Raw genomic sequence first — 21,865 nt, forward strand, 5'->3', positions numbered from 1 at the left:
AGGCTTAATCCCCGCCGACCATTTACGCCGTCATGCAATCGCGATCAGTCCGCTGCCTTTTTCGCAGCCGTCTTTTTGGGCGCGGCCTTTTTGGCCGGGGCCTTCTTTTCCGTCGCGGATTTGGCCGCCGTCTTGGCAGGCGCCTTCTTGGCCGCGGCCTTCTTCGCGGGTTTCTTGCGGGCCGGAGCCGCCGCCGCCCGCGCGTCGATCAGCTGCGCGGCTTCTTCCAGCGTCAGCTGGTCCTTGTCGACCGTCTTGGGGATGGTCGCGTTCGTCTCGCCGTCCGTGACATAGGGGCCATAGCGCCCCTCCATCAGCTTGATCTCCGCCTCGGTGCGCGGATGCTTGCCCAGCACCTTCAGCGGTTCGCGCGACGCCGTGCCCCGCGCGGCGCGCCCGCCGCCCGCCGCCGCTTCGGCCAGCTTGACCACGGCGGCGTTCATGCCCGTTTCGAACACTTCGGCGGTCGAGGTCAGGCGGGCATATTTGCCGCTATGCGCCAGATAGGGGCCATAGCGCCCGATCGACGCGGTGATCGGCTCGCCCGTCTCGGGGTGGTTGCCGATGGTGCGCGGCAGGCTGAGCAGCTTGAGCGCCCATTCCAGATCGAGATCGACATCCTTGGGGATGGAGGCGCGCTTGGCGTCCTTGCCCTCGCCCAGCTGGATATAGGGACCGAAGCGTCCCGACTTGCGCTCGACCGGCAGTCCGGTTTCGGGGTCCTGGCCCAGCGTTTCCGGCCCTGAATCCTCGCCCGCACCTTCGCCCCCCTGCGCGAAGCGGCGGGTATATTTGCACTCGGGATAGTTGGAGCAGGCGATGAACGCGCCGAACCGGCCGCCGCGCAGCGCCAGCCTGCCCTCGCCGCAATTGGGGCACAGGCGCGGGTCCGAGCCATCGGCCTTTTCGGGGAAGAGATAGGGCGCGAGAAACTGGTCCAGCTCGGCGGTGATGGCCGAGGGCTGCTGCTCCATCACCTCCGAGGTGCGCGGCTTGAAGTCGCGCCAGAAGGCGTCGAGCACCGCCTGCCACTGGGCGCGGCCGCCGGACACGTCGTCCAGCTCCTCTTCCAGCTCGGCGGTATAGTCGTAACCGACATATTTCTCAAAGAAGCGTTCCAGGAACGCCGTCACCAGACGCCCGCTCTCCTCGGCGAAGAAGCGATTCTTCTCGACGCGGACATAGGCGCGGTCCTTCAACGTCTTGATGATCGACGCATAGGTGGACGGACGCCCGATGCCGAGTTCCTCCATCCGCTTGACCAGCGACGCCTCGGAGAAGCGCGGCGGCGGCTGGGTGAAGTGCTGCTCGGCCTTGACCTCCTTCTTGGCGGGCGCATCGCCTTCGCGCAGGCGGGGGAGGCGGCGCGCCTCCTCGTCCTGGCTGTCGTCCTGGCCTTCCTCATAGAGCGCCAGATAGCCGGGGAAGAGCACGACCTGGCCGGTCGCGCGCAGGACATGGCGGCCGGTGCCGTCGGCCATGTCTATGGTGGTCCGCTCCATCCGCGCCGAGGCCATCTGGCTCGCCAGCGCACGCTTCCAGATCAGGTCGTAGAGGCGGCCATGATCGCCCGAACCCGCACGATCGCGCGAGAAGTCGGTCGGGCGGATCGCCTCGTGCGCTTCCTGCGCGTTCTTCGCCTTGGACTGATAGACGCGCGGCTTGTCGGGGACATAGGAGGCGTCATAGCGATCGGCCACCGCCTTGCGCGCCGCCGAGATGGCCGACCCGTCCATCTGGACGCCGTCGGTACGCATGTACGTGATCGCGCCGTCCTCATAGAGCTGCTGCGCGATCCGCATGGTGTGATCGGCCGAGAAGCCCAGCTTGCGCGCGGCCTCCTGTTGCAGCGTGGAGGTGGTGAAGGGCGGCGGCGGGTTGCGCGTCGCGGGCTTGGTCTCGACCGACTGGACCTGGAAGCGGCCCGCCTCGACATCCGCCTTGGCGCGGGTCGCGTCGCCTTGCGTGCCGATCGACAGCCGGTCGAGCTTCTTGCCCTCCCACTGGACCAGACGCGCGACGAAGGGCGTGCCGTCCTGCTCCATATCGGCCGTCACCGACCAATATTCCTGGGGCTTGAACGCCTCGATCTCGCGCTCGCGCCCGACGATCAGGCGCAACGCCACCGACTGCACGCGCCCCGCCGACTTGGCGCCGGGCAGCTTGCGCCACAGCACCGGGGACAGGGTGAAGCCCACCAGATAGTCGAGCGCGCGGCGCGCCCGGTACGCGTCGATCAGGTCGGTATCCAGCTCGCGCGGATTCTGCATCGCGTGCAGGATGGCGGGCTTGGTGATCGCGTTGAAAGTCACCCGCTCGACCTTGTCGGGCAGCGCCTTGCGGTTCTTCAGCACCTCCTGCACATGCCACGAAATCGCCTCGCCCTCGCGATCAGGGTCGGTGGCCAGGATCAGGCGGTCGGCCTTCTTGGCCTCGTCGGCGATCGCCTTGAGCTGGCGCGCCTTGTCCGCGTAATTCTCCCACTCCATCGCGAAATTCTGGTCGGGATCGACCGAGCCGTCCTTGGGCGGCAGGTCGCGGACGTGACCATAGCTCGCCAGGACGCGGTAGTCCGAACCCAGATATTTCTCGATGGTCTTCGCCTTGGCCGGCGATTCGACGATGACAAGCTGCATGAGTGGTGAAACGCGTCCCTTATGTGCGTACGCGAGGATGGGGAGGGGGCGGGGGGCCGTCAAGCGGGGTTGGGTCGTTGGCGGTGGAGGTTCGGGCGGGGGCGGGTGCCCCGTTCAACGCTCTCGAACGAAACGCAGCGCCTCCCCCCGATAGGTCGGCCGGTCGTGCAAAGCATAGCCCAGCCGCTCCGCCAGGCGGATCGAGCCGAGATTGACGGGCGATATGATGCACTGGGTCGCGGCGGGCGCATGATGCTGCTCCATCCAGCGATGCGCGGCGGTCGCGGCCTCGAACGCATAGCCCTTGCCATGCGCGGCGCTGGTGAAGACCCAGGCCGCTTCCGGTGGAGAGGGTGAAAGTTTCGGCACGACCTCGCGGCGGAAATCCATGAAGCCCGTCTCACCGAGATACTGCCCGGTGGCCCGGTCGAACACCGCGAACATCCCATGGCCGAATACCGACCAATAGCCGATAAAGCGCAACAGCCGCATCCACGCTTCCTCGCCCGACATCGGCGGACCGGCGTGACGGACCACGACGGGATCGGCGACCATCGCGGCATAGGCGTCGAAATCCGCCACCTCATAGGGACGCAGGGCCAGGCGTTCGGTCTGGATCATGCCAGCGCCACCCGGCCGCCCGCATGGCGCTCCAGCCGTCCGGCCAGCTCCAGTTCCAGCAGGATCGTCTGGACGATGGCGGGCGGGCGGCCGCTCTGGCGGATGAGTTCGTCCACGCTCACCGCCACCGGGCCGAGCAGGTCGCCGACCCGCCGCCGGTCGGCATCGCTCGCCTCCTGCGGCGGCGGCGGGGTGTAGGCGCTGTCCGGTGCGCGGACCATGCGCGGGTCGATCGGGCGGATCTGTTCGAGAATGTCCCCCGCCGACTGGATCAGCGTCGCGCCCTCGCGGATCAGCATGTTGCAGCCTTGCGCGCGCGGGTCCGCCGGATGGCCGGGCACCGCCATCACCTCGCGCCCCGCCTCGCCCGCCAGCCGCGCGGTGATGAGCGAGCCGGAGCGCGGCGCGGCTTCGACCACCACGGTGCCTTGCGCGAGTCCTGCGATGATCCGGTTGCGCGAGGGGAAGTGGCGGGCCAGCGGCTGGGTCCCCGGCGGCTGTTCGGCGATCAGCAGGCCACGCGTCGCCACCTCTTCCTGCAACCGGGCATTTTCGGGGGGAAAGGCAATGTCGATGCCGCTGGCGATGACGCCGATCGTGCCGCCCTCCAGCGCGCCGAGATGCGCCGCGGTGTCGATCCCCCGCGCCAGGCCCGAGGTGACGGGCACATGCTGCGCCGCCAGATCCTGTGCCAGCCCGCGCGCGAAGCGGCAGGACGCGGCCGAGGCGTTGCGCGCGCCGACCAGCGCCACCCCGCCGCGATGGGCCAGCCCGATGTCGCCGCGCACGATCAGCGCGGGTGGTGCGGTGTCGAGCTCGGCGAGCAGCGGCGGATACTCGGCCTCGCCCAGCAGGACATGCCGCGCGCCGAGCCGTGCGACCGCCTCGATCTCGCGGGCGATCAGCGCGGGATCGGGGATGCGCGGGCCATCGCCGCCGCCGCGCCGGGCGAGCATCGGCACCGCGTCCAGCGCCGCCTCCGCCGCGCCGAAGCGCGCCATTAATTGTCGCCAGGTGACGGGACCGATGCCGTGCGTCCGCAGCAGCCGGAGCTGCGCGAACCGGGCGTCAGCCACGCGTCTTGCCGATGCGCGGCTCGGTGCCCGCCAGCAGCCGCTCGATGTTCGACCCGTGCTTCCACACGACGATCAGCGCGAGCGCGATCAGCAGCAGGACCAGGTCGAACCGGCCGAGCACGGCGGCGGCCAGCGGCGCGCTGATCGCCGCGATCATCCCCGCCACCGCCGAGATGCGGATGGTGGCGAGCAGGCCCAGCCAGACCACCGCATAGACCAGGCCCAGCGGCCAGTAGAGCGCCGTGACGACGCCCATCAGCGTGGCGACGCCCTTGCCGCCGCGAAACTTCAGCCAAACCGGGTAGCAATGGCCGACGAACGCCGCCGCCGCCGCCAGGGCCTCCTGGCCGGGCAGCCAGTGGCGGACCAGCAGCACGGCGGCGACCCCCTTCAACATGTCGAGGATCAGCGTCGCGGCGGCTAGTCCCTTGCGGCCGGTGCGCAACACATTGGTCGCGCCGATATTGCCCGATCCGATGCTGCGCAGGTCGCCCGCGCCCGCCATCCGGGTCAGGATGATGCCGAAGGGAATCGACCCCAGCAGATAGCCGATCAGCAAGGCCCAGCTCGGCGGTCCCCAGATGATGTCGGTCGGCAATGGTCTTCCCCCGGTTCTCCGGGACAGACATAGAACAGCGATCCCGGCCTGTCCAATCGCGGCCCGCTCTGGCCTCGGCGTCGGGGGGCGCTTAAAGACGGCGGGATGAGCGATGCGCGTCCCATCCTGTTCTTCGATTCCGGCGTCGGCGGACTGTCGATCGCGGGGCCCGCGCGCGCCCTGCTGCCGACCGCGCCATTCGTCTATGTCGCGGACAGCGCGGGCTTTCCCTATGGCGAAAAGACCGAGGCGGAGATTGCCGGGCGGGTGCCCGCCCTACTGGGGCGGCTGGCGGAGCGGTATCGGCCAAGGCTGATTGTCATCGCCTGCAACACCGCCTCGACCATCGCGCTGCCCGCGGTCCGCGCCGCGCTGGACGTGGCCGTGGTGGGCACCGTGCCCGCGATCAAGCCGGCGGCGGCGATGAGCGAGACGCGGGTGATCGGCGTGCTTGGCACGCGCGCGACGGTGCGACAGGCCTATGTCGACGATCTGGCGGCGCGGTTCGCGGGCGATTGCCGGGTGATCCGGCACGGCTCGGCCGAGCTGGTCGAACTGGCCGAGGCCAGGCTGCGCGGCGAGACGCCATCGTCCGAATCCTTCGCGGCGGTGCTGGATGGGCTGTTCGGCCAGCCGGGGGGCGAGGCGATCGACGTGATCGTCAACGCCTGCACCCATTTCCCGCTGGTCGAGGCCGAACTGACGGCGGCGGCACCGCGTCCGGTGCGCTTCGTCGATGGCGGGCCGGGAATCGCGCGGCGAATCGCGTTTCTGACCCAGGGGCAGGATTGGCCCGACTCGGCGGGAGAGGGGGTGGCGGTGTTCACGCATCTGGGCGAGCGCGAGGCCGCCCTGCGACCGGGACTGGCGGCGCGCGGCTTTTCGCAGATCGAGGCGCTATAGCTTCGCTCGCCCGCCCGAACGGGGCTTGCGAGCCATCCGCATCGGGAACCGTGGGGGCGCTGGGACAATATGTCCACCATGATCGATCACAGTCATCGCGGTTATCGACTCGCATCGCTCGCCGCATCGTCCTACATTCCCAACCCATGAGCATGGACGGTACGGACGTGCGCGTGGATTATTCCCGCGTCTTCACCCAGGCGATCGACCGCCTGCACGCCGAGGGACGTTACCGCGTCTTCATCGACATTCTGCGCAACAAGGGCATGTTCCCCAATGCGCGCTGCTTTGCCGGTCATAACGGACCCAAGCCGATCACGGTCTGGTGCTCCAACGACTATCTGGCGATGGGACAGCATCCCAAGGTCATCGCCGCGATGGAGGAAGCGCTGCACGATGTCGGCGCGGGATCGGGCGGCACGCGCAATATCGGCGGCAACACCCATTATCATGTCGATCTGGAAGGCGAACTGGCCGACCTGCACGGCAAGGAAGCCGCGCTGCTGTTCACCAGCGGCTATGTCTCCAACGAGGCGACGCTGGCCACGCTCGCCAAGATCCTGCCCGGTTGCGTGATCTTCTCCGACGAACTTAACCATGCCTCGATGATCGCGGGCATCCGCAATTCGGGGTGCGAGAAGCGGGTCTTCCGCCACAACGACCTGGCGCATCTCGAGGAACTGCTGGCGGCGGCCGATCCGGGCGTGCCCAAGCTGATCGCGTTCGAAAGCGTCTATTCGATGGAGGGCGATGTCGCCCCGATCGCGGCGATCTGTGATCTCGCCGACAAGTATAATGCGCTGACCTATCTGGACGAGGTCCATGCGGTCGGCATGTACGGCGCGCGCGGCGGCGGCATTTCGGAGCGGGACGGGGTCGCGCACCGGCTGACCGTGATCGAGGGGACGCTGGGCAAGGCGTTCGGCGTGATGGGCGGCTATATCGCGGCCGACCGGATGATCGTCGACGTGATCCGCTCCTATGCGCCGGGTTTCATCTTCACCACCTCGCTGTCGCCGGTGCTGGTCGCGGGCGTGCTGGCGAGCGTCCGCCACCTCAAGCAAAGCGCGGTCGAGCGCGAGGGCCAGCAGGCTGCCGCCGCCCGCCTGAAGGCGATGATGCGCGACGCGGGGCTGCCGGTGATGCTGGGTGAGACGCATATCGTGCCGGTGATGGTCGGCGACCCGGTCAAGGCCAAGAAGATCAGCGACATCCTGCTCGCCGAATATGGCATGTACGTCCAGCCGATCAATTATCCGACCGTCCCGCGCGGCACCGAACGCCTGCGCTTCACGCCGGGCCCGGCGCATGACGAGGCGATGATGGCGGAACTGGTGTCGGCCCTGGTCGAGATCTGGGAACGCCTTGAGCTCAAGATGGCGGCCTAGGTGTTTGATCCCGGCATTTGATGGTGCGGGTTTGATGTAAAGCGGTCTGGCTCGTTCTGCCATGCTTTGCAGATGGCTTCGTAGCGTGTGAGCCCGTCGAGCGTCTTGAGCCGGCGGGCGAGGTTGCAGGCGGCTATGAAGTCGGCGAGGTGCGTCCGGAGCTAGTCGTGGCGCACCTATGACGTACCTGGCCCATACGGCATCCTTCCATTCCAACGAAAGGATCACACCATCAAACTGTGGGATCAAACACCTACGCTCCGCCTCCCGCCCAGGCTGGCATCACAGGCTCGTATCAACTAACTACGCAACCGACCAGTCATCGCGGGCAGTTCACGAGAAATCCGTCGTATTGTCATCAAGTCGCCTGTTAACGGTCACATGTCCAATCAAAACCCAACTGTAATGCTAGAATAATTTGCGGCCATGATCTTGCCAAGTCATACGGTAGACCGCCGTATCAATCGTCCGGGGCGATTGATATGCGCAAGCCGTTCAGCGATTCATCGAATGGCAACTGGCAGGATAGGCGCGAACCTGCCGTGCGATTGTCGGTGCTGTCGAGCAGGTCGTTCTCGTCCTCGCTCATCGGTGGCAACCTGCCCGATCGATTGTCCCCGACATAAATGTGACACGTCGCGCACGAACAGCAGCCGCCACATAGTGCCAGCAGGTCGTCGACGCCGGCATCCTTCAGAATGTCCATGACCGTCAGGCCATATGCCGCCTCGATCCGACGTTCCCTGCCGTCTTGCGTGCGCAGGATGATCCAACCCAAACCCCGTCTCCTTCAAGAATGTGTATCAGCGCAGTGGCCGACGATAGTCCAGTCGCGGCGGTTGATTGCCGAGCAGTGCGCGATAGGTGAACCGGGCGCCGCACCGCCGATCGGGTTCGGCACGTGCCACTGCCAGCGTGGCGGGCGTGTTGAAGAGGTCAGCGACGCTGAGCGCCAGCGTCCGGGCCGCGACGTCCGCGCCTTTGATGCCGACCGGCGATCCGCTGGCGGCAGTCGCCTGCCAGCTGTGTGGCGCGGTTCCAGCCACCCATGCCGCGGCGGTTATCCCGGCGGTGGGCGTGACATGGCTGACGTCGCCGACATCGGTGGATGCCATGCCCGATGCGCCGGCGAATAGGTAACGCCGCCGACCCGGGTCAGATTGGCGAGCATCACCCGCCCCAGCGTGTCGTTCGGCATCAGCCCGAAAACACCGCCGACTTGGTCGAAGCGGACCGTGGTGCCGGTGCCCAGTGCCGCGCCCCGGGCGGCCTTGTCCACCCTGTCGAAGACGTCGCGTACCACCTGCGATCGGGGTGGCGGACGTAATAATAGACTTCGGCGGTTTCGGGCACGACATTGGGCGCCTTCCCGCCATTGGTGATGACATAGTGGATGCGGGTCTCCTGCGGCACATGCTCGCGCATCTGGTTGACCATCAAGTCCATCGCCTCGACTCCGTCCAGCGCCGATCGGCCGCGTTCGGGTGCGACCGCGGCATGGCTGGCGATGCCGGTGAACCGGAAGGTGCCGCTGATATTGGCCAGCGTCCGTCCCTGCGACGCGAAATTGCGGTCGCCGGGATGCCAGTGGAGCATGGCATCGATATCGCGCACCAATCCGGCGCGGACCATGAACACTATGCCCGACCCGCCTTCCTCTGCCGGGGCGCCATAGACGCGCAGCTCCCCGGCTACATGATTCGCCGCCATCCAGCGCCGCGCGGCGACCGCAGCCGCGACCGTCGCCGCGCCCAGCAGGTTGTGACCGCACGCATGGCCTGCGTCCCGACCGGCGATTGGCTCGCGGTGGGGCAGGGCGGCCTGCGCTAGTCCGGGCAGCGCGTCGAATTCGGCGAGCAGGCCGATCACCGGACCATCGCCGGTGCGGAACCTGGCGACGAATGCGGTGGGCATGCCGGCCACCCCAGCCTGTACCGTGAAGCCGGCGGCACGCAGCTGCGCCTGCAACAGCGCCGAACTACGCGTTTCCTGAAATCCTTGCTCGGCATAGTCCCAGATCGCCAGCGCCGCGCGTTCCATTTCAGGTGCGGTGGCAGCGACCTCGGCGAGGATCGCGCGGCGATCGGCATCGCTCGTCGGCGCCGCGGCGGCTACCGATACCGGGACCGCGGCCATCATCACCGCGGTCAGCATCGGCACGGTCGCCGGCATCACAGCGGGCGCTCCGCATCGGCCGCATAGTGCCGGGCCAGCATCGCGCAGACGATCAGCTGCATCTGATGAAACAGCATCAGCGGCAGCACGATGGCCCCGACCTGCGGCATGGCGAACAAGACGCCCGCCATCGGCACGCCCGCCGCCAGGCTCTTCTTCGAACCGCACAATTGCAGCGTGATCCGGTCCGCCCGGTCGAAGCGGCACCACCGCCCGATCGCGGCGCTCAGTAGCAGCACGGCGGCCAGCACCAGCGCGCATAGCGCCACGACCGCCGCGAGGTCGCCGGGCGACACCCGGTGCCATAATCCGCCGACCACCGCCGCGCTGAATGCGGTATAGACCACCAGCAGGATCGATCCGCGATCCGCCAGCGTCGTTGCCCGCCGATGTCGTTCGGTCGTGGTACCGATCCACGGCCGGGACAAATGCCCCGCAACGAACGGTAGCAACAGCATCGCGACGATGGGGGTGATCGATCCGAAGGCATAGCCATGCTGCCCGCCGCCGATCAGCAATGCGACCAGCAGGGGCGTGACGAAAATGCCTGCCACGTTGGAAAGCGATGCGCTGCATACCGCGCCGGCCACATTGCCGCGCGCGACGGCGGTCAGCGCGATCGACGACTGCACCGTCGAGGGCAGCAACGTCAGGAACAGCAACCCGATCGCGTTGACCGCCCAGATCTCGCCGGTGGTGCGGAACCACTGGGTGGCGTTCCAGACCCGCATCTCGTTGCGCTCGCCGTCGATGCGGCCCCATACCGACAGGGCGCCTTCAGCGTTCAGCCCCCAGTCGCCATCCCGGCTGCGAACGACGAGCCCGACCCCACTGACGCGCGGCTCGAGGTCTGCACGCGGCGGCACCGTCCATTCCGTCGGCACGAGGCGGGCAAAGATGCGCTTTCCATCGGAGAGCCGGACCTCGCGGCGGCCCTCCTCCATCGACCGGTTGCGGAACTGCAGCCCGGCGTCCGCGCCCTCCCATACCGCGGGATCGGACGGACTCGCCGGCTGCCATATGACCTCGCGTGGTTCGGGCTTCGCCGCCATCTGCGCTAGCAGGATCGGCTGTATGCACGCCTTCAGCACTTGGGCGAACCGTTTCCGCTCTGTAGCGATCTCAGCATTAGTGGCACCATCTGCGAGCATGTAGGTCTTGGCCCCGCTTCGATGGCGCCAGTCGAATGGCAGTGCCTGCGCGCCCGGGTAGTGAGCCCCATTTGCCACTAGGAGAATGCGGCTCGTGGTCAGAGCGCGCTCCGCATAGCCGAGTTCGGACATGACGTTCGGGTTCTGCAGGAACTTCGGCTCGGACTTCTTCTCTTCTGCGACACCCGGCTGCAGCGCGGCGGGGTCTGTCGTTCCCACCGGCGTCATGTCGGCGATGAAGACGTTCGCCGACGCAATCTTGCCCAAGATGGTGCTCGCGATGTCGGGCGAGCCGGTTACGCCCTTCGTGTCATGGTCGACCTCGGGGCGATCTGCCTCCTCGTAGTCCGGATCGCTCGCGATCAGCTTGCACGCTTCCTTGATCGCGTCGCGTACAAAGTAGTGGTGGAGCTTCGGGTCGCGATCACTCTGCCAAGACCAAAATACCTTCATGCCAAAATCCCACTCCAACCGCGTTGCGCTTTGACACCATAGATAACGATCCAGATAGCGACCCGGCAATCCCGCTGGGTATCTTGCCCCTCCTCGGCGGCCAAGCTGCCCGTCCGCTCCGGGCCCAATTGCTGTAGCGAAGACGCGCCCGTCGAGCAGAGCCGAATGTCGCCTGTTGAACGAACCTGCCGTTCTGCATGTTGCCAGGGAACGGCCGGTTTGTCCCACGATGCGCCGGTTATTCCCGGCAATATTCGACCCATGCTAACCGTTCAGGCCGCCTCTTGTGAATGTCTGATCGTCAACGCTGGAAATAGCCGTATGCGGTGCTTCCAGCCAGTGTTCCGGGATTTGATACGTCAGAACTATAGTGGACGCGGGAACCCGTGGCGCGGAAGGCCGTGCTGGTCATGGTTGAGGCGAAATCCCGAGCGTAGCGCGCCGATTGAATGCTGCGGGAAGCGCGTAGAGTATCGGAGCGATCATCGCTGAAGGCTCCCGTCTCATCCTTCAAGGGGCCTTTCGTAATTTGGCAGCGGCAAGATAGGCGAGTACTATGCCCGGAGCGGACCGGGCACGGTCAAGGTAGCGGGCATTCGCGCGTTTCAGCGATGCCTCGAAGCCTGCCGCGAGGACCGGATCGCGCATGCGGAACAGGGCTGGAATGTCGACCGCCTCCCCTTTGTCGCGCATGGGCTGAGTTTGTTGGTAAATTTCGTCAAGCATGGCCATGGCGCGCTTGCGCTCGAATTCTCCGAACGCCGGATCTGCTTGCCGATTGACGTCATGAAGCCAAACCAAGATCAGCGTCGGCAAGATCGAGCTGCTCGTTTGCAGTGGCCAGCACGCGGTGGCGCACGCGTTGAGCGCGGCACGCTCGGGGCTTTGCGGTAACGCCGCTTCCGCGGCCGCTTCGATACGGCGGCGTGCTGCGGTCCATTCACTGCGATGAATGGCAACGCCCGATGCCTCGGCGCAGTGCAGCGCCTGTACCTCGGCATAGGGCGATGCTGCGAGGCGCTCAGACCCCATAGCTGTCAGGAAATGGTCGACGATCCTTTGCGGGATCGGCGAGAGGTCGGCGCCCACCTCGACGCACTCTACCCAGCGCAGCGCGACGGTGCTCATCTGGCCGGGCGCGGCATAAGCGATCAACGGATCCAGCAAGCCGGCTATTGCGAGCGGGTAGCCGAACCGGGTCGCATAGTCGGCGCTATCCCCCCCTTCGGTAGACACGCCCAACGGGCTGCCCCCCGAGCCGTCCCAGGATGTGCCGCCGAAGCGAAGCGTGCTATTGGCGATATGGCTTTCCAGTCTGGCGAGCAGTGCGGCCTTGATCGCGGGATCGCCCCCAAAGGCGCGAGTCATAAATGGCTTTCAAGCCAAGCGGTCAATTGCCCGCGCGATTTCAGGCCGACCATCCGGTCGATCTCCATGCCGGCGCGATACAGCGCCAAGGTCGGCAGTGCCCTCGCCGCGAACGGCTTGGCGATCGCCTTGTCCGCCTCGACGTCGAGCTTGCAGATTTGCAACTCGTCGGCGAAGTCGGCCGCCAGATCGTCGAGGATCGGGGCTAGCGCTCGGCACGGGGCGCATGTCGGGGACCAAAGATCGAACAGGATCAAACCGTCTCGCTCCGCGATGACCGCGGCGACGTCCGAGCCCGTGACTTCGATAACCTTGCCCGTCATTGTGTTGGAAATCCTCTCTGCCGTCGTGTCGCGGCGAACTCAGTCGCCTGTCATTGCCCGGTCGATGACAGTGGCGATCGCACCACCGTCGGCGAAGATCAGCATATGGCTGTGGTGCGCAAACAGCGTCTCGTCATGTACCACGCTGATGATCGTGGTGTCGGGCAGGGCCATGCGGGCACTGTCATAGAAGTGGCGCGCATTGCCCGCGTCGAGCGCGCTCGTCGCCTCGTCGAGCACCAGCAGGGTGGGGCGGTGCAGGAGGACACGGGCGAGGGCGATCCGCTGCTGCTCACCAGGGGACAATTCTTCCTGCCACAGGCGCAGGGCATGCATCTCGTCGACCAGATGGCCGAGCCGTGCTTGACCGAGCAATGCGGCGATTTCGGCATCGCCATGCTCCTCGGGCCGATCGGGGAAGCAGACCGCCGCCTTGAGCGTACCCTGCGGCAGGTAAAGCCGCTGCGGCACGAACATCGCCCGGCTGTCATGCGCCAGCGCAACGCTGCCCTGCCCATCGGGCCACAGCCCCGCCAGCGCGCGCACGAGCGTCGACTTGCCGGTGCCCGAGGCCCCCCGCACCGCCCAGCGTTCGCCCTTGCGCACGGTCCAGTCGCCGACGATCGCCAGCGCCTCGCCATGCGGGAGGTGGAGCGCCAGATCTTGCGTCGCCAGGACGACACCCGGAGCGGTGCCCGTACCCACGGCAATTCCGGCAGGCCGCACATCGTCCAGTGCGTCGTCGAGCCCCTTCATACGGTTGAAGTAGCTGACTTGCTGACCGATCAGCTGATAGCTCTTGACGAAATAGCCGAGCTGCATCCCCAGCTGCCCGAAGGCGTCGCGGCCCGCCATCAACTGGCCGAAGGTCATGGTCCCTGCGAAATAGCCCGGCACCATGATGAACAACGGCAGGACCGTCCCCATCCGGTCATAGACGCTGCCCGCCGCGGTGATGCCCAACGAGCTGTAGATGACGGAGCGAAAATTGGTCCGCACTGCGTCGAACGCCTGATGCAAGGCCTCGCGCTCGGTGGAGACCGCGCCCGATAGCCCGATCTGCGCCGCATTGCGCCGCACATGGATCAGCCCGGCACGGAAATCCGCCTCGCGGTGCTGCTGGCGCATCATCGCGCGGACGAAGGGCTGGCCGATCTTGGCCGTCAGCCACGAGCCGATGATCGCATAGGCAACGGCATACCAGACGGTGCTGCCCGGAATGGAAATTGCGGTGCCGCCCAGCGAGAAGCGGATCGGCGGCGCGGTCTCCAGCAGGATCATCGCGAAGGTGACGCCGGTCACGATCGATCCGATCAGGCGCATGACGATATGCAGCGCCCCGATCGTCATGCCCAGTGCCGCGGTGATGGCGTTCAGGTCGTCAGCGATACGCTGGTCGGGATTGTCGATGATCCGCAATCGCTCGATCTCGGCGTAGCGGTTGCGGCTCATCCAGCGGTCGAGATAGTCGCGGGTCAGAAAGGTCCGCCAGCGGATCGACAACAGGCCGTCGATGAAATTCTCGGTGAGGATCATGGCGATCTGCATCGCCATGATGCCCAGGAAGACGATCAGCAACGGCACCATCTGCGCCTGATCGCGCTGTTCGATGGCGTCGAAGAAATGCTGCTGCCAGCGATTGGCGCGCAGCATGATGAACGCCGTGCCGAACTGGAAGAAGAACAGGATGATCAGCGCGAACCACGCGAACTTCCAGTCGGACGACCGCCAATAGCCGCTGACCAGCCGCCATGCGTCCGCCCAGCGGGCGGTGGCGGCCTGGGTTGGGGCGAGGCCCGTCTCGCGACGGACCTCCCCGCTCTGGGTGGGTTGCGGCATCATCGGCGCATCATCCTCGATCAGAAGAAGCGATAGCCGACGGTCAGCCGCCAAGTGCGCGGCTCGCCGAGCGGAATATAGCTGTCGAACCGGGTCGGCGCATAGGATTTGCGGTCGAACAGGTTGCGGACGCCGACATTGATATCGAGGTCGCCGATCGACAGGAACCCGTTGAGATTGGCCAGCGCCGCACCGGCGATCCGGTAGGTGTTCAGGCGGTCGATCGCTGAACTCGACCGGCCCGCCACCCCGGCCCCCAGACCCGCACGCACATCGTCGCCGATCTTGCGCTCATAAGACGCATAGAGATTATACACGTCGCGCGGCTGGCCGTTGACCGTGTTGCCGATCGTCGGCGTCGGCGCCAGGAACTTGTAGTTGGTCCGCGTGAACGCCGCCGACAGGGTCAGGCCGGTCAGCGGCGTGCCGCTGACGTTCAGGTCGAGGCCTTCGCCCAGCTGTCCGGGCAGCGCGATCGAGAAACCGGGATTGACCGGATCACGGTCGATGAGGTTGCTCTGCCGGATGCTGAAATAGGATGCGTTGATCAGCATGCGTTTGTTGAACAAGTCCCACTTGATGCCGGTTTCGGCATTGCGGCTTTTGATGTCGCCCAGCCTTTGCCTGGCGGCGTTCAGCGTGAAGGTCGGCGTATAACCATAGGCCAACGTGCCGAACACGGACAGCGTATCGGTAATATCGACCACCGCACCGAAATTGGGGGTGGTTGCCGTCGCATGGTTGGAGCTGGGTCCGAAGCGGGCGACGATCGAGGTGAAGTCGCTGACGTTGCGACGGACCGCCGCCATCAGGTGGATCGGACCGAAGCCGACCAGATACTGGCCGTAATAGCCGCGCTGCTTGCCGATCACCGTCGAGCGTTCGCTGTAGATGGTGGCGAGAGGCGGCAGCGCGCCCCCGCTGGGGGTGAGGAAGTTGTACAGGAACATACCGCCATTGGCGGCATAGATCGCGTCGGTATCGCTCTTCACATTGGTCGCGCCGACGACGATCTTGTGGGTCACGGGACCGGTGTCGAAAGCGATCCGGGCAAAGCCGTCCACCGCGTCCGTGGTCGACGTCTGGCGCACCCCGCTACGCGATACGAGCAGCAGGCCGCTGTTGTTCAGGACGGCGAACGGGGAATATTGCGACAGTGCGAACGTCGCATTCTGATGCTGGCCACGCAGCACGACGGTCAGCCAGTCGGTCAGCTTCTGCGTCACCTCGGCATTGATCTGCGTCGTGCCGTTACGCACGAACTGTCCCTTGCCACCTACCAGCGGCCGATCCCAGGCGACGTCATAGGGCGTCTTCGTGGCCTTGTTCAGCACGGTATAAGGCACCATGCCGAAATACTGCGTCCCCGCCACGGCCGAGACGATCACGTCGCTCGTCCCGTTTTTGTAGCGCAGCGATGGCGCGAACAGATAATCCTCATTGCCGCGATAGCCGCCGAAATTGCGGTCGGCGGTCGCCGCCGTGGCGATGATGCGCGCGCTCAGGCGGTTGTCCTCGGTCAGGGCGCGATTGGCGTCGAGGGTGCCCCGGACCAGGCCGAACGATCCGGTATCCATCGACGCGTACAGCCGCTCGTCGGCATTCGGCTTCTTGGTGACGATGTTGATCGTGCCGCCCAGATTGTCGCCGCCCAGCAGGATCGCGTCGGGGCCCTTGAGCACCTCGATCCGCTCGATATTGGCCAGCGACTGGGTCGTGCCCGCCGCGAAGCTGGAACTGGACACTGAAGGCAGGCCATTGACAGCGCCGTTGGAGTCGAAACCCCGCACCGAATAGCTGATGCCGCCCTGCACCGTGGCGGTGTTGACGACCACGCCCCCGGCGTTCGCGAGGGCCTCGGCGATGGTCTGCGCTTGCTGTCGTTCGACCAGCTTGGAGGAGATGACCTGGGTGTTTCGCGGCTGGTCGCGCAGCGACTGGCCAAGCCGCGACGAGCTGGTCGCGCCGCGAACGAGCACGCTGTTTTCGGCTTCGTTGGGCTGTGCGGTGACGACGACGTCGTTGAGGATGGAGATCGCTCCCGTATCGCTGACATCGACCGCCACGGGCAGGCCGCGCGTCGCCTGGGCCACCGCGTTACGCTCCGACCGGGCATTGACGACCGGCCTGGCGGTGATCCCGCGCACCGCGTCGGGATCGATGTTCAGCGGCTTGCCCCATTCCGCGGCGATCCGCTGCAACGCCTCGCTTAGCGGCAGGGCGGGTTGCGATACCACACGGTCCTGCGCCGACGCGACACCCGGTGCGGTGGCGGCCACGAGCGCCAACAGGCTGGCGGCGATATAATCACGTGTATCCATATTCAATTCCCCCCATGTCATTGATGGATAACAATGCGCGGCTGCCCTGCCGGGCAGTCCGCGCGGCCCCCTTCAGCGCGTCGTGGGGATCACCACGGGCACGCCAAGCTTGAGATTCGTGAATTGGTCGCGGATGCGCTGCCAGTCGCCGACCAGCACCCAATGGACCGTGTTCGGATCGGACAACGCTCCGGTGGCGCCCCGCAGCTGCCCCAGCGTCAGCGACTGAAGCCGGATCGGCTCGCGCACGACATCGTCATGGGGCAGCCCGTCGGACTCGGCGTCCGCCATGGCCTGAAGCAGGTTGGCATTCCCCTCCAGCTTGGCCGCACTCTGGTTGGCCATGCTGATCGCGATGCGGGTCAGCTCGCGCTGCTCGGGCGGACGATCGCCGTTTAGGGCACGCATTTCCTTGATCAGTTCCGCGACCGAGTCCCCGCTATGCTCCTGGCTGACCGAGCCCGCGAGGATCCAGCGTCGCTCGCCGCGCGTGTCGTACAGGCCCGATCCGATGCCATAGGTCCAGCCCTTGTCGGCGCGCAGGTTGCTGCCGATCCGGGCGGTCGAATTGCCGCCATAGACCTCGTTGACGGTCCAGGCTGCGGTCGCCTCCGCGCTGCCCGGCGTGGCGGCCGGGATGACCTTGCCCGCCATGATGAAGGTCTGCGCCGCCCCCGGCTTGTCGATCACCGTCAGGGAAGGCGTCGGCGTGCCATGCGCTGGCGGGATCGTCGGAGCCGGTGCCGCCGGACCCTGCGCGGTCCATCCGGCCAGCGCCTTTTCCAGCAGCGGCTTCAGGACCGCCATGCTGGTATCCCCCGCGATATACAGCGTCGCGCGATCGGGCCGTACATGACCGCGATACCATTCGCGCAAGGAAGCGGGATCGATCGCCTCCGTCGCCTGGATGTCCGTCGCAACATCCGGCGCGGGGGCATAGGGATGACCGGTGCCGTATATGGCGTTGAACAGCGCCCGATCGGCGAGCGCGGAATTGTTCGATCGCCGGGCGGCCAGTTGCTCGACGCCCGCTTTTTTCAACGCCCCGACCGCTTCCGGCGTGATGCCGGGCCGGGTCAGCGCATCGCCCAGGAAAGCGACCCCGTCCGCCAGTCGTTTCGCATCCCACCCGACGCTGAGGTCGGCATGGTCGAGGTCGGTGGTCTTGTTGATCCAACCGTTCAGCATCTCGGCGCGTTCGGCGCGGGAGCGCTGATCCGGGGTGGTGCCATTTCCGGCCAGCAGGTCGAGCGCGATCGGTGCGATAACCCGTGAAGAACCGGCCAGCCCCGCATCGTCGAGGCGGAGCAGCGCACTGTCGGTCATCGCGCCGGGCCGGGGGACCAGCACCACTTTCAACCCATTCAATAGGCGCGCGCGCTCCACCGCCGGAAACACGATCGGCGTCATCTGGCCCATCGGCGGTGGTCCCTGGGTCAGGTCATAGCCCCCCGGCGTCGCCTGCGCCGTCGGCTTGGGGCGGACGATCAGCCGGTAGCCGGGGCGCCCATAGACCGCCTCCACCTGACGCCGGACACTCTCCGGTGTCGCCGTGCGCAGTTCGCGCAAGTAAGTCGCGGCATAGTCGGTATCGTCGGTCTGGTTCACCGCCCGAGCCTGCAGGAACGCCTTGCCTGATGTGCTGTCCTGCAACCCGAACATATATTGCGTGCGGGCCGCTCGGGCGCGTTCCAGCTCATCGGGGGTGGGGCCTTCGGCGATGTAACGAGTTATGACGGCATCAATCTCCGCCTCGGCGCGGGATATCTTGTCGGCCGGGATGCCGTCGACGATGAAGCCCATCCGGCTCGACAACTGTCCCTCGTTGAAGGTGACGAAAGCGGAACGGGCGATGCCCAGTTCCTCGATCAGGCGGCGGTTGAGCCGCGACCGCGCCCCCGCCGCCATGATCTGCGCGGTCAGGTCCAGCGCGGCGATCGACGGCGAACCCTGTGGCGGCGCGATATAGGTGGCATAGATGCGCCCCTGCGGTACCGACCGGAAAATCTCGCGCCGCACCGGTCCGGTCATCGGCGACGTCCGCGTCAGCAGCCGATCGAGCGGCTGTCGGGGTGCCAGTCCGCCGAAATATTTCTCGACCAGCCGCCTGGCCTCGACCCCGGTGACATCGCCAGCCAGGATCAGCGTCGCGTTCGACGGGCCATAATGGGCGTCGAACCACTGGCGGGCGACATCCACCGTCACCGCCTCGAGATCGGCATCCTCGCCGATCACGCTGTGGTGATAGGGGTGATCCGCCGGGTACATATCCGCCAGCGTCGTCGCTTCGTCTGTGCCGTCGGGTCGGCCGCCGCGCAGGCGCTTTTCGTTCAGCACGACCCCGACCTCACGCTTCACCCGCTCGGGCGTCAGCGCTTCGCCGACATAGCCCATGCGGTCGGCTTCGAGGAACAGCACCCGCTCCAGCGCGGCGCGCGGAAACGTCTCGAACAGGGTCGTCGCGTCCTGGTTGGTGCTGGCATTGACGTTGGTCGCGCCCAGATCCCGCAGCGAGACGAAGGCGTTCTGGTTCCAATGCGCGCTGCCATCGAGCATGAGATGCTCATACAGGTGAGCGTACCCATATTGCCCCGGCTTCTCGTCCTTTGACCCGACATCATACACTACGGTTGCGGTGATCAGCGGCACGCGCTTGCTGGTCTGGACGACGACCTTCAGCCCGTTGGGCAGGGTAAAGCGCGTGACGGGATCACTGATGACGGGCGGCATGACCGCCGGCTGTGGGCGCTGTATCGGCACCTGTCGGGCCAGAGGAGGCAGATTCTTTCGGACAAGACCATCTACCATGCCCGTTGAAGACATCGCCATCATCGACAGCGCAACAAATGGAAAGAAGGTCGTCATCACGTGACATTAGCAATTGCGGCAGCGCTGGCTTCCGGACACTGTATGAAAAAACGACCAGCCTGTCCCACTTATATTATCAGGACACTTTAGCGATGAAAGCTGACCCGTCAGGGGCCGAGGGCAACAAGGTACAGCGCATCGTCCAGGCGGTCAGGGACGCAATGGCAGATGGCGGCCTCACACCTGGCCAGCGCTTGCCCTCGATACGGGGCATGGCCGCCGAGCATGGCGTTAGCCGCGACACCGTACAGCGCGCATATGACAAGCTGGTGGCCGGTGGAAACATCCATCCGCGGCGCGGGGCTGGCTTTTATGTTGCCGTCACGACGACGCCACCCACTCGCAACAAAATGCCGCCGACTGTCGACCTCGACGCCTTCCAGCTGATCCATTCTGATCTGCCGCCCGATCATGTCCCGGGAAGCGGATTGCTGCATCACGATGATGCCTCGGTCAACGAGCTTGCCCGTGTGCTGAAAGGGGCAGCGACCTTAGGCAAGCGGCTGGGCCGATATGGCGACCCGGCGGGCTATCCGCCGCTCCGCGAGGAGTTGCAGAATAAGCTGCGGATGGAGGGCGTCGATGCTCCGATCGATTCGATCATGACGGTTCCGGGCTGCATCGCCGGCTTGACCTTGTTCATCCGCTCGTTCGTGCGGTACCGGACGCCGGTCCTCATCGAGGATCCGTCGTCCTTCGCGCATGTGGCGGCATTGCTGGCGCAAGGGGCGGAAATCTACCGTATCCCGCGTGAGGCGGACGGTCCGAACCTGGACGTGCTGCGCTTAATGTGCGAGCGCCACCGCCCTAAAATGTTTCTGCTGTCATCGCTGCTTCAGAATCCGACGGGCACCAGCATCTCGTTGCACAAGGCACGAAAGCTGCTCGAGATTGCGGCTGAGTTCGATATGGCGCTGGTCGACGACGCCAGTTACGCCGATCTGGCGCCAGCGACCGATGGTCGCCCTGCGGTGCCCCTGATCCTGCTGGATCAGTTGGAGCATGTGATCCACATCGGCGGCTGCTCCCAAATCCTCGCGCCGGAGATAGGCGTTGGCTATATCGTTGCGGGTGAACGCTTCATGCCGTTGTTGCGCGTCTTCCGGCCCGTCCAAGGTCTTGGAAACATGCTGATCCCCGAGCGTGTTCTCTATCGTTTCCTTCACGACGGACTCTATCGCCGACGTTGCGAACGAATCCGATCCCAGTTGTTGCGCCGCGGCGTCACGCTGCGCCATTTGCTGGCGTCGACGCCGGTCGAGCCAGCACAGCCGACGGCGACCGGCGGCACCTTCCTGTGGGCTAATCTCGGGGAGGGCAATGATTCACGCCATGTCGCCAAACGGATGCTGGCCAAGGGTTATCTGACTGCGCCAGGGTCTCATTTCCTGATGCCAAAGATTGGCCGACCGTTCATGCGTTTCAACGTTACGACCACCACGCCCACCGCGATCGACGCACTAGTCGCCTGCCTAAAGAACCTATAGCAGTGTTTCTGCGATAACAGCTCAGCTTCATCGTTTGATGGTCGAGATCAAAGCGTAGGGCTTAATTCGTAAATCACAGGTCAATCGATATAAGAATGCTTAAATGACGGGCCAAGCGCTCGCTACTGATAATGCCAATTTGGCTGCGCCATTTATGGCAGTGCACGGCGCCTGAAAGAACGTCTGAAATTGAGGACGAATAACGGTGTAGAAAGGATTTCCTTGTGGGTCATCTCGCCATCCATGATTAAGCAGATGCTCACTGGAAACAAAATTTCAATCGCTAGGCGCACGAATATTACCGCCAAGGCATCCGCGAAGGTTGGATTGCTGAGCATGCGAATGTCGGCTCTTGTCAAAAGCTGACATTTTGTGATTCGCTCAGGAACGACCGCTATGTCCCAGCTTCCGCCCCTGCGGTCGGTCGCGCGAGCCCGATGAACGAATGTCTGAAGTTAGGAGACGAGCAAGGTGGCCCGAACGTCCATTTGTGGGTCTTTTCACCTAGATAAAGTCGTGCCGTTGAGACGTCGTACGCGGGTGCGAGCGGAACCAATTTTTTGGCTGGCTGAGTTGACGCTTGGAATCTTGGGATCCGCCATCGCTAGCGGATGGCAGGCGAAAGCGATCACGAACAACGAGAGGTAGCGAACGTCGA

The 21,865-nt window shown here is 65.5% G+C and carries 16 protein-coding genes; 3 read left to right on the top strand and 13 right to left on the bottom strand.

All coding sequences use genetic code 11. From position 1 onward, the window contains the following. Positions 1 to 44 precede the first annotated feature (44 nt). From topA to plsY, 4 genes are all read right to left on the bottom strand, one after another. Positions 45 to 2,636 (bottom strand): type I DNA topoisomerase, encoded by a 2,592-nt coding sequence (gene topA / locus ABIC44_RS14295; protein ID WP_354296218.1) that lies wholly within the window; start codon positions 2,634 to 2,636, stop codon positions 45 to 47. A 114-nt stretch (positions 2,637 to 2,750) separates the two neighbouring features. Continuing rightward, the gene (locus tag ABIC44_RS14300) at positions 2,751 to 3,257 is read right to left on the bottom strand and encodes a GNAT family N-acetyltransferase (protein WP_354296219.1); all 507 of its coding nucleotides are present in this window, start codon (positions 3,255 to 3,257) and stop codon (positions 2,751 to 2,753) included. After that, complete coding sequence (gene dprA, locus ABIC44_RS14305) at positions 3,254 to 4,333, bottom strand: DNA-processing protein DprA (RefSeq protein ID WP_354296220.1); 1,080 nt, start codon at positions 4,331 to 4,333, stop codon at positions 3,254 to 3,256. The genes ABIC44_RS14300 and dprA overlap by 4 nt, the downstream gene beginning before the upstream one ends. Further along, on the bottom strand, positions 4,326 to 4,931 hold the full coding sequence (gene plsY / locus ABIC44_RS14310; protein WP_354296221.1) for a glycerol-3-phosphate 1-O-acyltransferase PlsY: 606 nt from the start codon (positions 4,929 to 4,931) through the stop codon (positions 4,326 to 4,328). Before plsY ends, dprA begins: the two co-directional genes overlap by 8 nt. Positions 4,932 to 5,036: 105 nt before the next feature. Between plsY and murI the strand changes: the two genes are divergently transcribed. Together murI and hemA are read left to right on the top strand one after the other, a co-directional pair. Next, entirely contained in the window at positions 5,037 to 5,834 is a 798-nt protein-coding gene (gene murI / locus ABIC44_RS14315; protein WP_354296222.1) for a glutamate racemase, read from the top strand. A gap of 146 nt (positions 5,835 to 5,980) precedes the next feature. Beyond that, entirely contained in the window at positions 5,981 to 7,222 is a 1,242-nt protein-coding gene (gene hemA / locus ABIC44_RS14320; RefSeq protein ID WP_373424665.1) for a 5-aminolevulinate synthase, read from the top strand. A 460-nt stretch (positions 7,223 to 7,682) separates the two neighbouring features. Here hemA and ABIC44_RS14330 read toward each other — a convergent pair whose 3' ends face one another. The 9 genes from ABIC44_RS14330 to ABIC44_RS14370 all read right to left on the bottom strand — a co-directional run bounded on the left by ABIC44_RS14330 (position 7,683) and on the right by ABIC44_RS14370 (position 19,582). Further along, a complete protein-coding gene (locus ABIC44_RS14330; RefSeq protein ID WP_354296223.1) occupies positions 7,683 to 8,000 on the bottom strand; it encodes a 2Fe-2S iron-sulfur cluster-binding family protein in 318 nt (105 codons plus the stop codon). A gap of 25 nt (positions 8,001 to 8,025) precedes the next feature. Further along, the gene (locus ABIC44_RS14335) at positions 8,026 to 8,337 is read right to left on the bottom strand and encodes a hypothetical protein (protein WP_354296224.1); all 312 of its coding nucleotides are present in this window, start codon (positions 8,335 to 8,337) and stop codon (positions 8,026 to 8,028) included. A gap of 82 nt (positions 8,338 to 8,419) precedes the next feature. After that, on the bottom strand, positions 8,420 to 9,394 hold the full coding sequence (locus ABIC44_RS14340) for an amidohydrolase (RefSeq protein ID WP_354296260.1): 975 nt from the start codon (positions 9,392 to 9,394) through the stop codon (positions 8,420 to 8,422). After that, positions 9,394 to 11,001 (bottom strand): bile acid:sodium symporter family protein, encoded by a 1,608-nt coding sequence (locus ABIC44_RS14345; RefSeq protein WP_354296225.1) that lies wholly within the window; start codon positions 10,999 to 11,001, stop codon positions 9,394 to 9,396. The genes ABIC44_RS14340 and ABIC44_RS14345 overlap by 1 nt, the downstream gene beginning before the upstream one ends. Positions 11,002 to 11,511: 510 nt before the next feature. Beyond that, on the bottom strand, positions 11,512 to 12,369 hold the full coding sequence (locus ABIC44_RS14350) for a hypothetical protein (RefSeq protein ID WP_354296226.1): 858 nt from the start codon (positions 12,367 to 12,369) through the stop codon (positions 11,512 to 11,514). Then, on the bottom strand, positions 12,366 to 12,692 hold the full coding sequence (locus ABIC44_RS14355) for a thioredoxin family protein (RefSeq protein WP_354296227.1): 327 nt from the start codon (positions 12,690 to 12,692) through the stop codon (positions 12,366 to 12,368). The genes ABIC44_RS14350 and ABIC44_RS14355 overlap by 4 nt, the downstream gene beginning before the upstream one ends. Positions 12,693 to 12,731: 39 nt before the next feature. After that, a complete protein-coding gene (locus tag ABIC44_RS14360; RefSeq protein WP_354296228.1) occupies positions 12,732 to 14,534 on the bottom strand; it encodes an ABC transporter ATP-binding protein/permease in 1,803 nt (600 codons plus the stop codon). Between the two features lie 17 nt (positions 14,535 to 14,551). Beyond that, entirely contained in the window at positions 14,552 to 16,852 is a 2,301-nt protein-coding gene (locus tag ABIC44_RS14365) for a TonB-dependent siderophore receptor (protein ID WP_354296229.1), read from the bottom strand. A 72-nt stretch (positions 16,853 to 16,924) separates the two neighbouring features. Next, on the bottom strand, positions 16,925 to 19,582 hold the full coding sequence (locus ABIC44_RS14370; RefSeq protein ID WP_354296230.1) for a M16 family metallopeptidase: 2,658 nt from the start codon (positions 19,580 to 19,582) through the stop codon (positions 16,925 to 16,927). Positions 19,583 to 19,812: 230 nt separating this feature from the next. Here ABIC44_RS14370 and ABIC44_RS14375 point away from each other — a divergent pair, with 230 nt between their 5' ends. Beyond that, positions 19,813 to 21,207 carry an aminotransferase-like domain-containing protein gene (locus ABIC44_RS14375; protein WP_354296231.1) on the top strand — a complete coding sequence of 465 codons (1,395 nt, stop codon included), beginning with the start codon at positions 19,813 to 19,815 and terminating at the stop codon, positions 21,205 to 21,207. Positions 21,208 to 21,865 lie beyond the last annotated feature (658 nt).

It is taken from the genome of Sphingomonas sp. 1185, assembly GCF_040544655.1.
In the GTDB taxonomy this organism is placed as follows: Bacteria; Pseudomonadota; Alphaproteobacteria; order Sphingomonadales; family Sphingomonadaceae; genus Sphingomonas.

Coding starts and splice junctions, on each gene's coding strand:
- ABIC44_RS14335 (WP_354296224.1), bottom strand. CDS start 8,337: ATGGCATCCACCGATGTCGGCGACGTCAGCCATGTCACGCCCACCGCC.
- hemA (WP_373424665.1), top strand. CDS start 5,981: ATGAGCATGGACGGTACGGACGTGCGCGTGGATTATTCCCGCGTCTTC.
- ABIC44_RS14350 (WP_354296226.1), bottom strand. CDS start 12,369: ATGACTCGCGCCTTTGGGGGCGATCCCGCGATCAAGGCCGCACTGCTC.
- ABIC44_RS14340 (WP_354296260.1), bottom strand. CDS start 9,394: ATGCCGGCGACCGTGCCGATGCTGACCGCGGTGATGATGGCCGCGGTC.
- murI (WP_354296222.1), top strand. CDS start 5,037: ATGAGCGATGCGCGTCCCATCCTGTTCTTCGATTCCGGCGTCGGCGGA.
- ABIC44_RS14365 (WP_354296229.1), bottom strand. CDS start 16,852: ATGGATACACGTGATTATATCGCCGCCAGCCTGTTGGCGCTCGTGGCC.
- ABIC44_RS14370 (WP_354296230.1), bottom strand. CDS start 19,582: ATGCCGCCCGTCATCAGTGATCCCGTCACGCGCTTTACCCTGCCCAAC.
- ABIC44_RS14375 (WP_354296231.1), top strand. CDS start 19,813: ATGAAAGCTGACCCGTCAGGGGCCGAGGGCAACAAGGTACAGCGCATC.
- topA (WP_354296218.1), bottom strand. CDS start 2,636: ATGCAGCTTGTCATCGTCGAATCGCCGGCCAAGGCGAAGACCATCGAG.
- ABIC44_RS14345 (WP_354296225.1), bottom strand. CDS start 11,001: ATGAAGGTATTTTGGTCTTGGCAGAGTGATCGCGACCCGAAGCTCCAC.
- ABIC44_RS14360 (WP_354296228.1), bottom strand. CDS start 14,534: ATGATGCCGCAACCCACCCAGAGCGGGGAGGTCCGTCGCGAGACGGGC.
- ABIC44_RS14355 (WP_354296227.1), bottom strand. CDS start 12,692: ATGACGGGCAAGGTTATCGAAGTCACGGGCTCGGACGTCGCCGCGGTC.
- ABIC44_RS14300 (WP_354296219.1), bottom strand. CDS start 3,257: ATGATCCAGACCGAACGCCTGGCCCTGCGTCCCTATGAGGTGGCGGAT.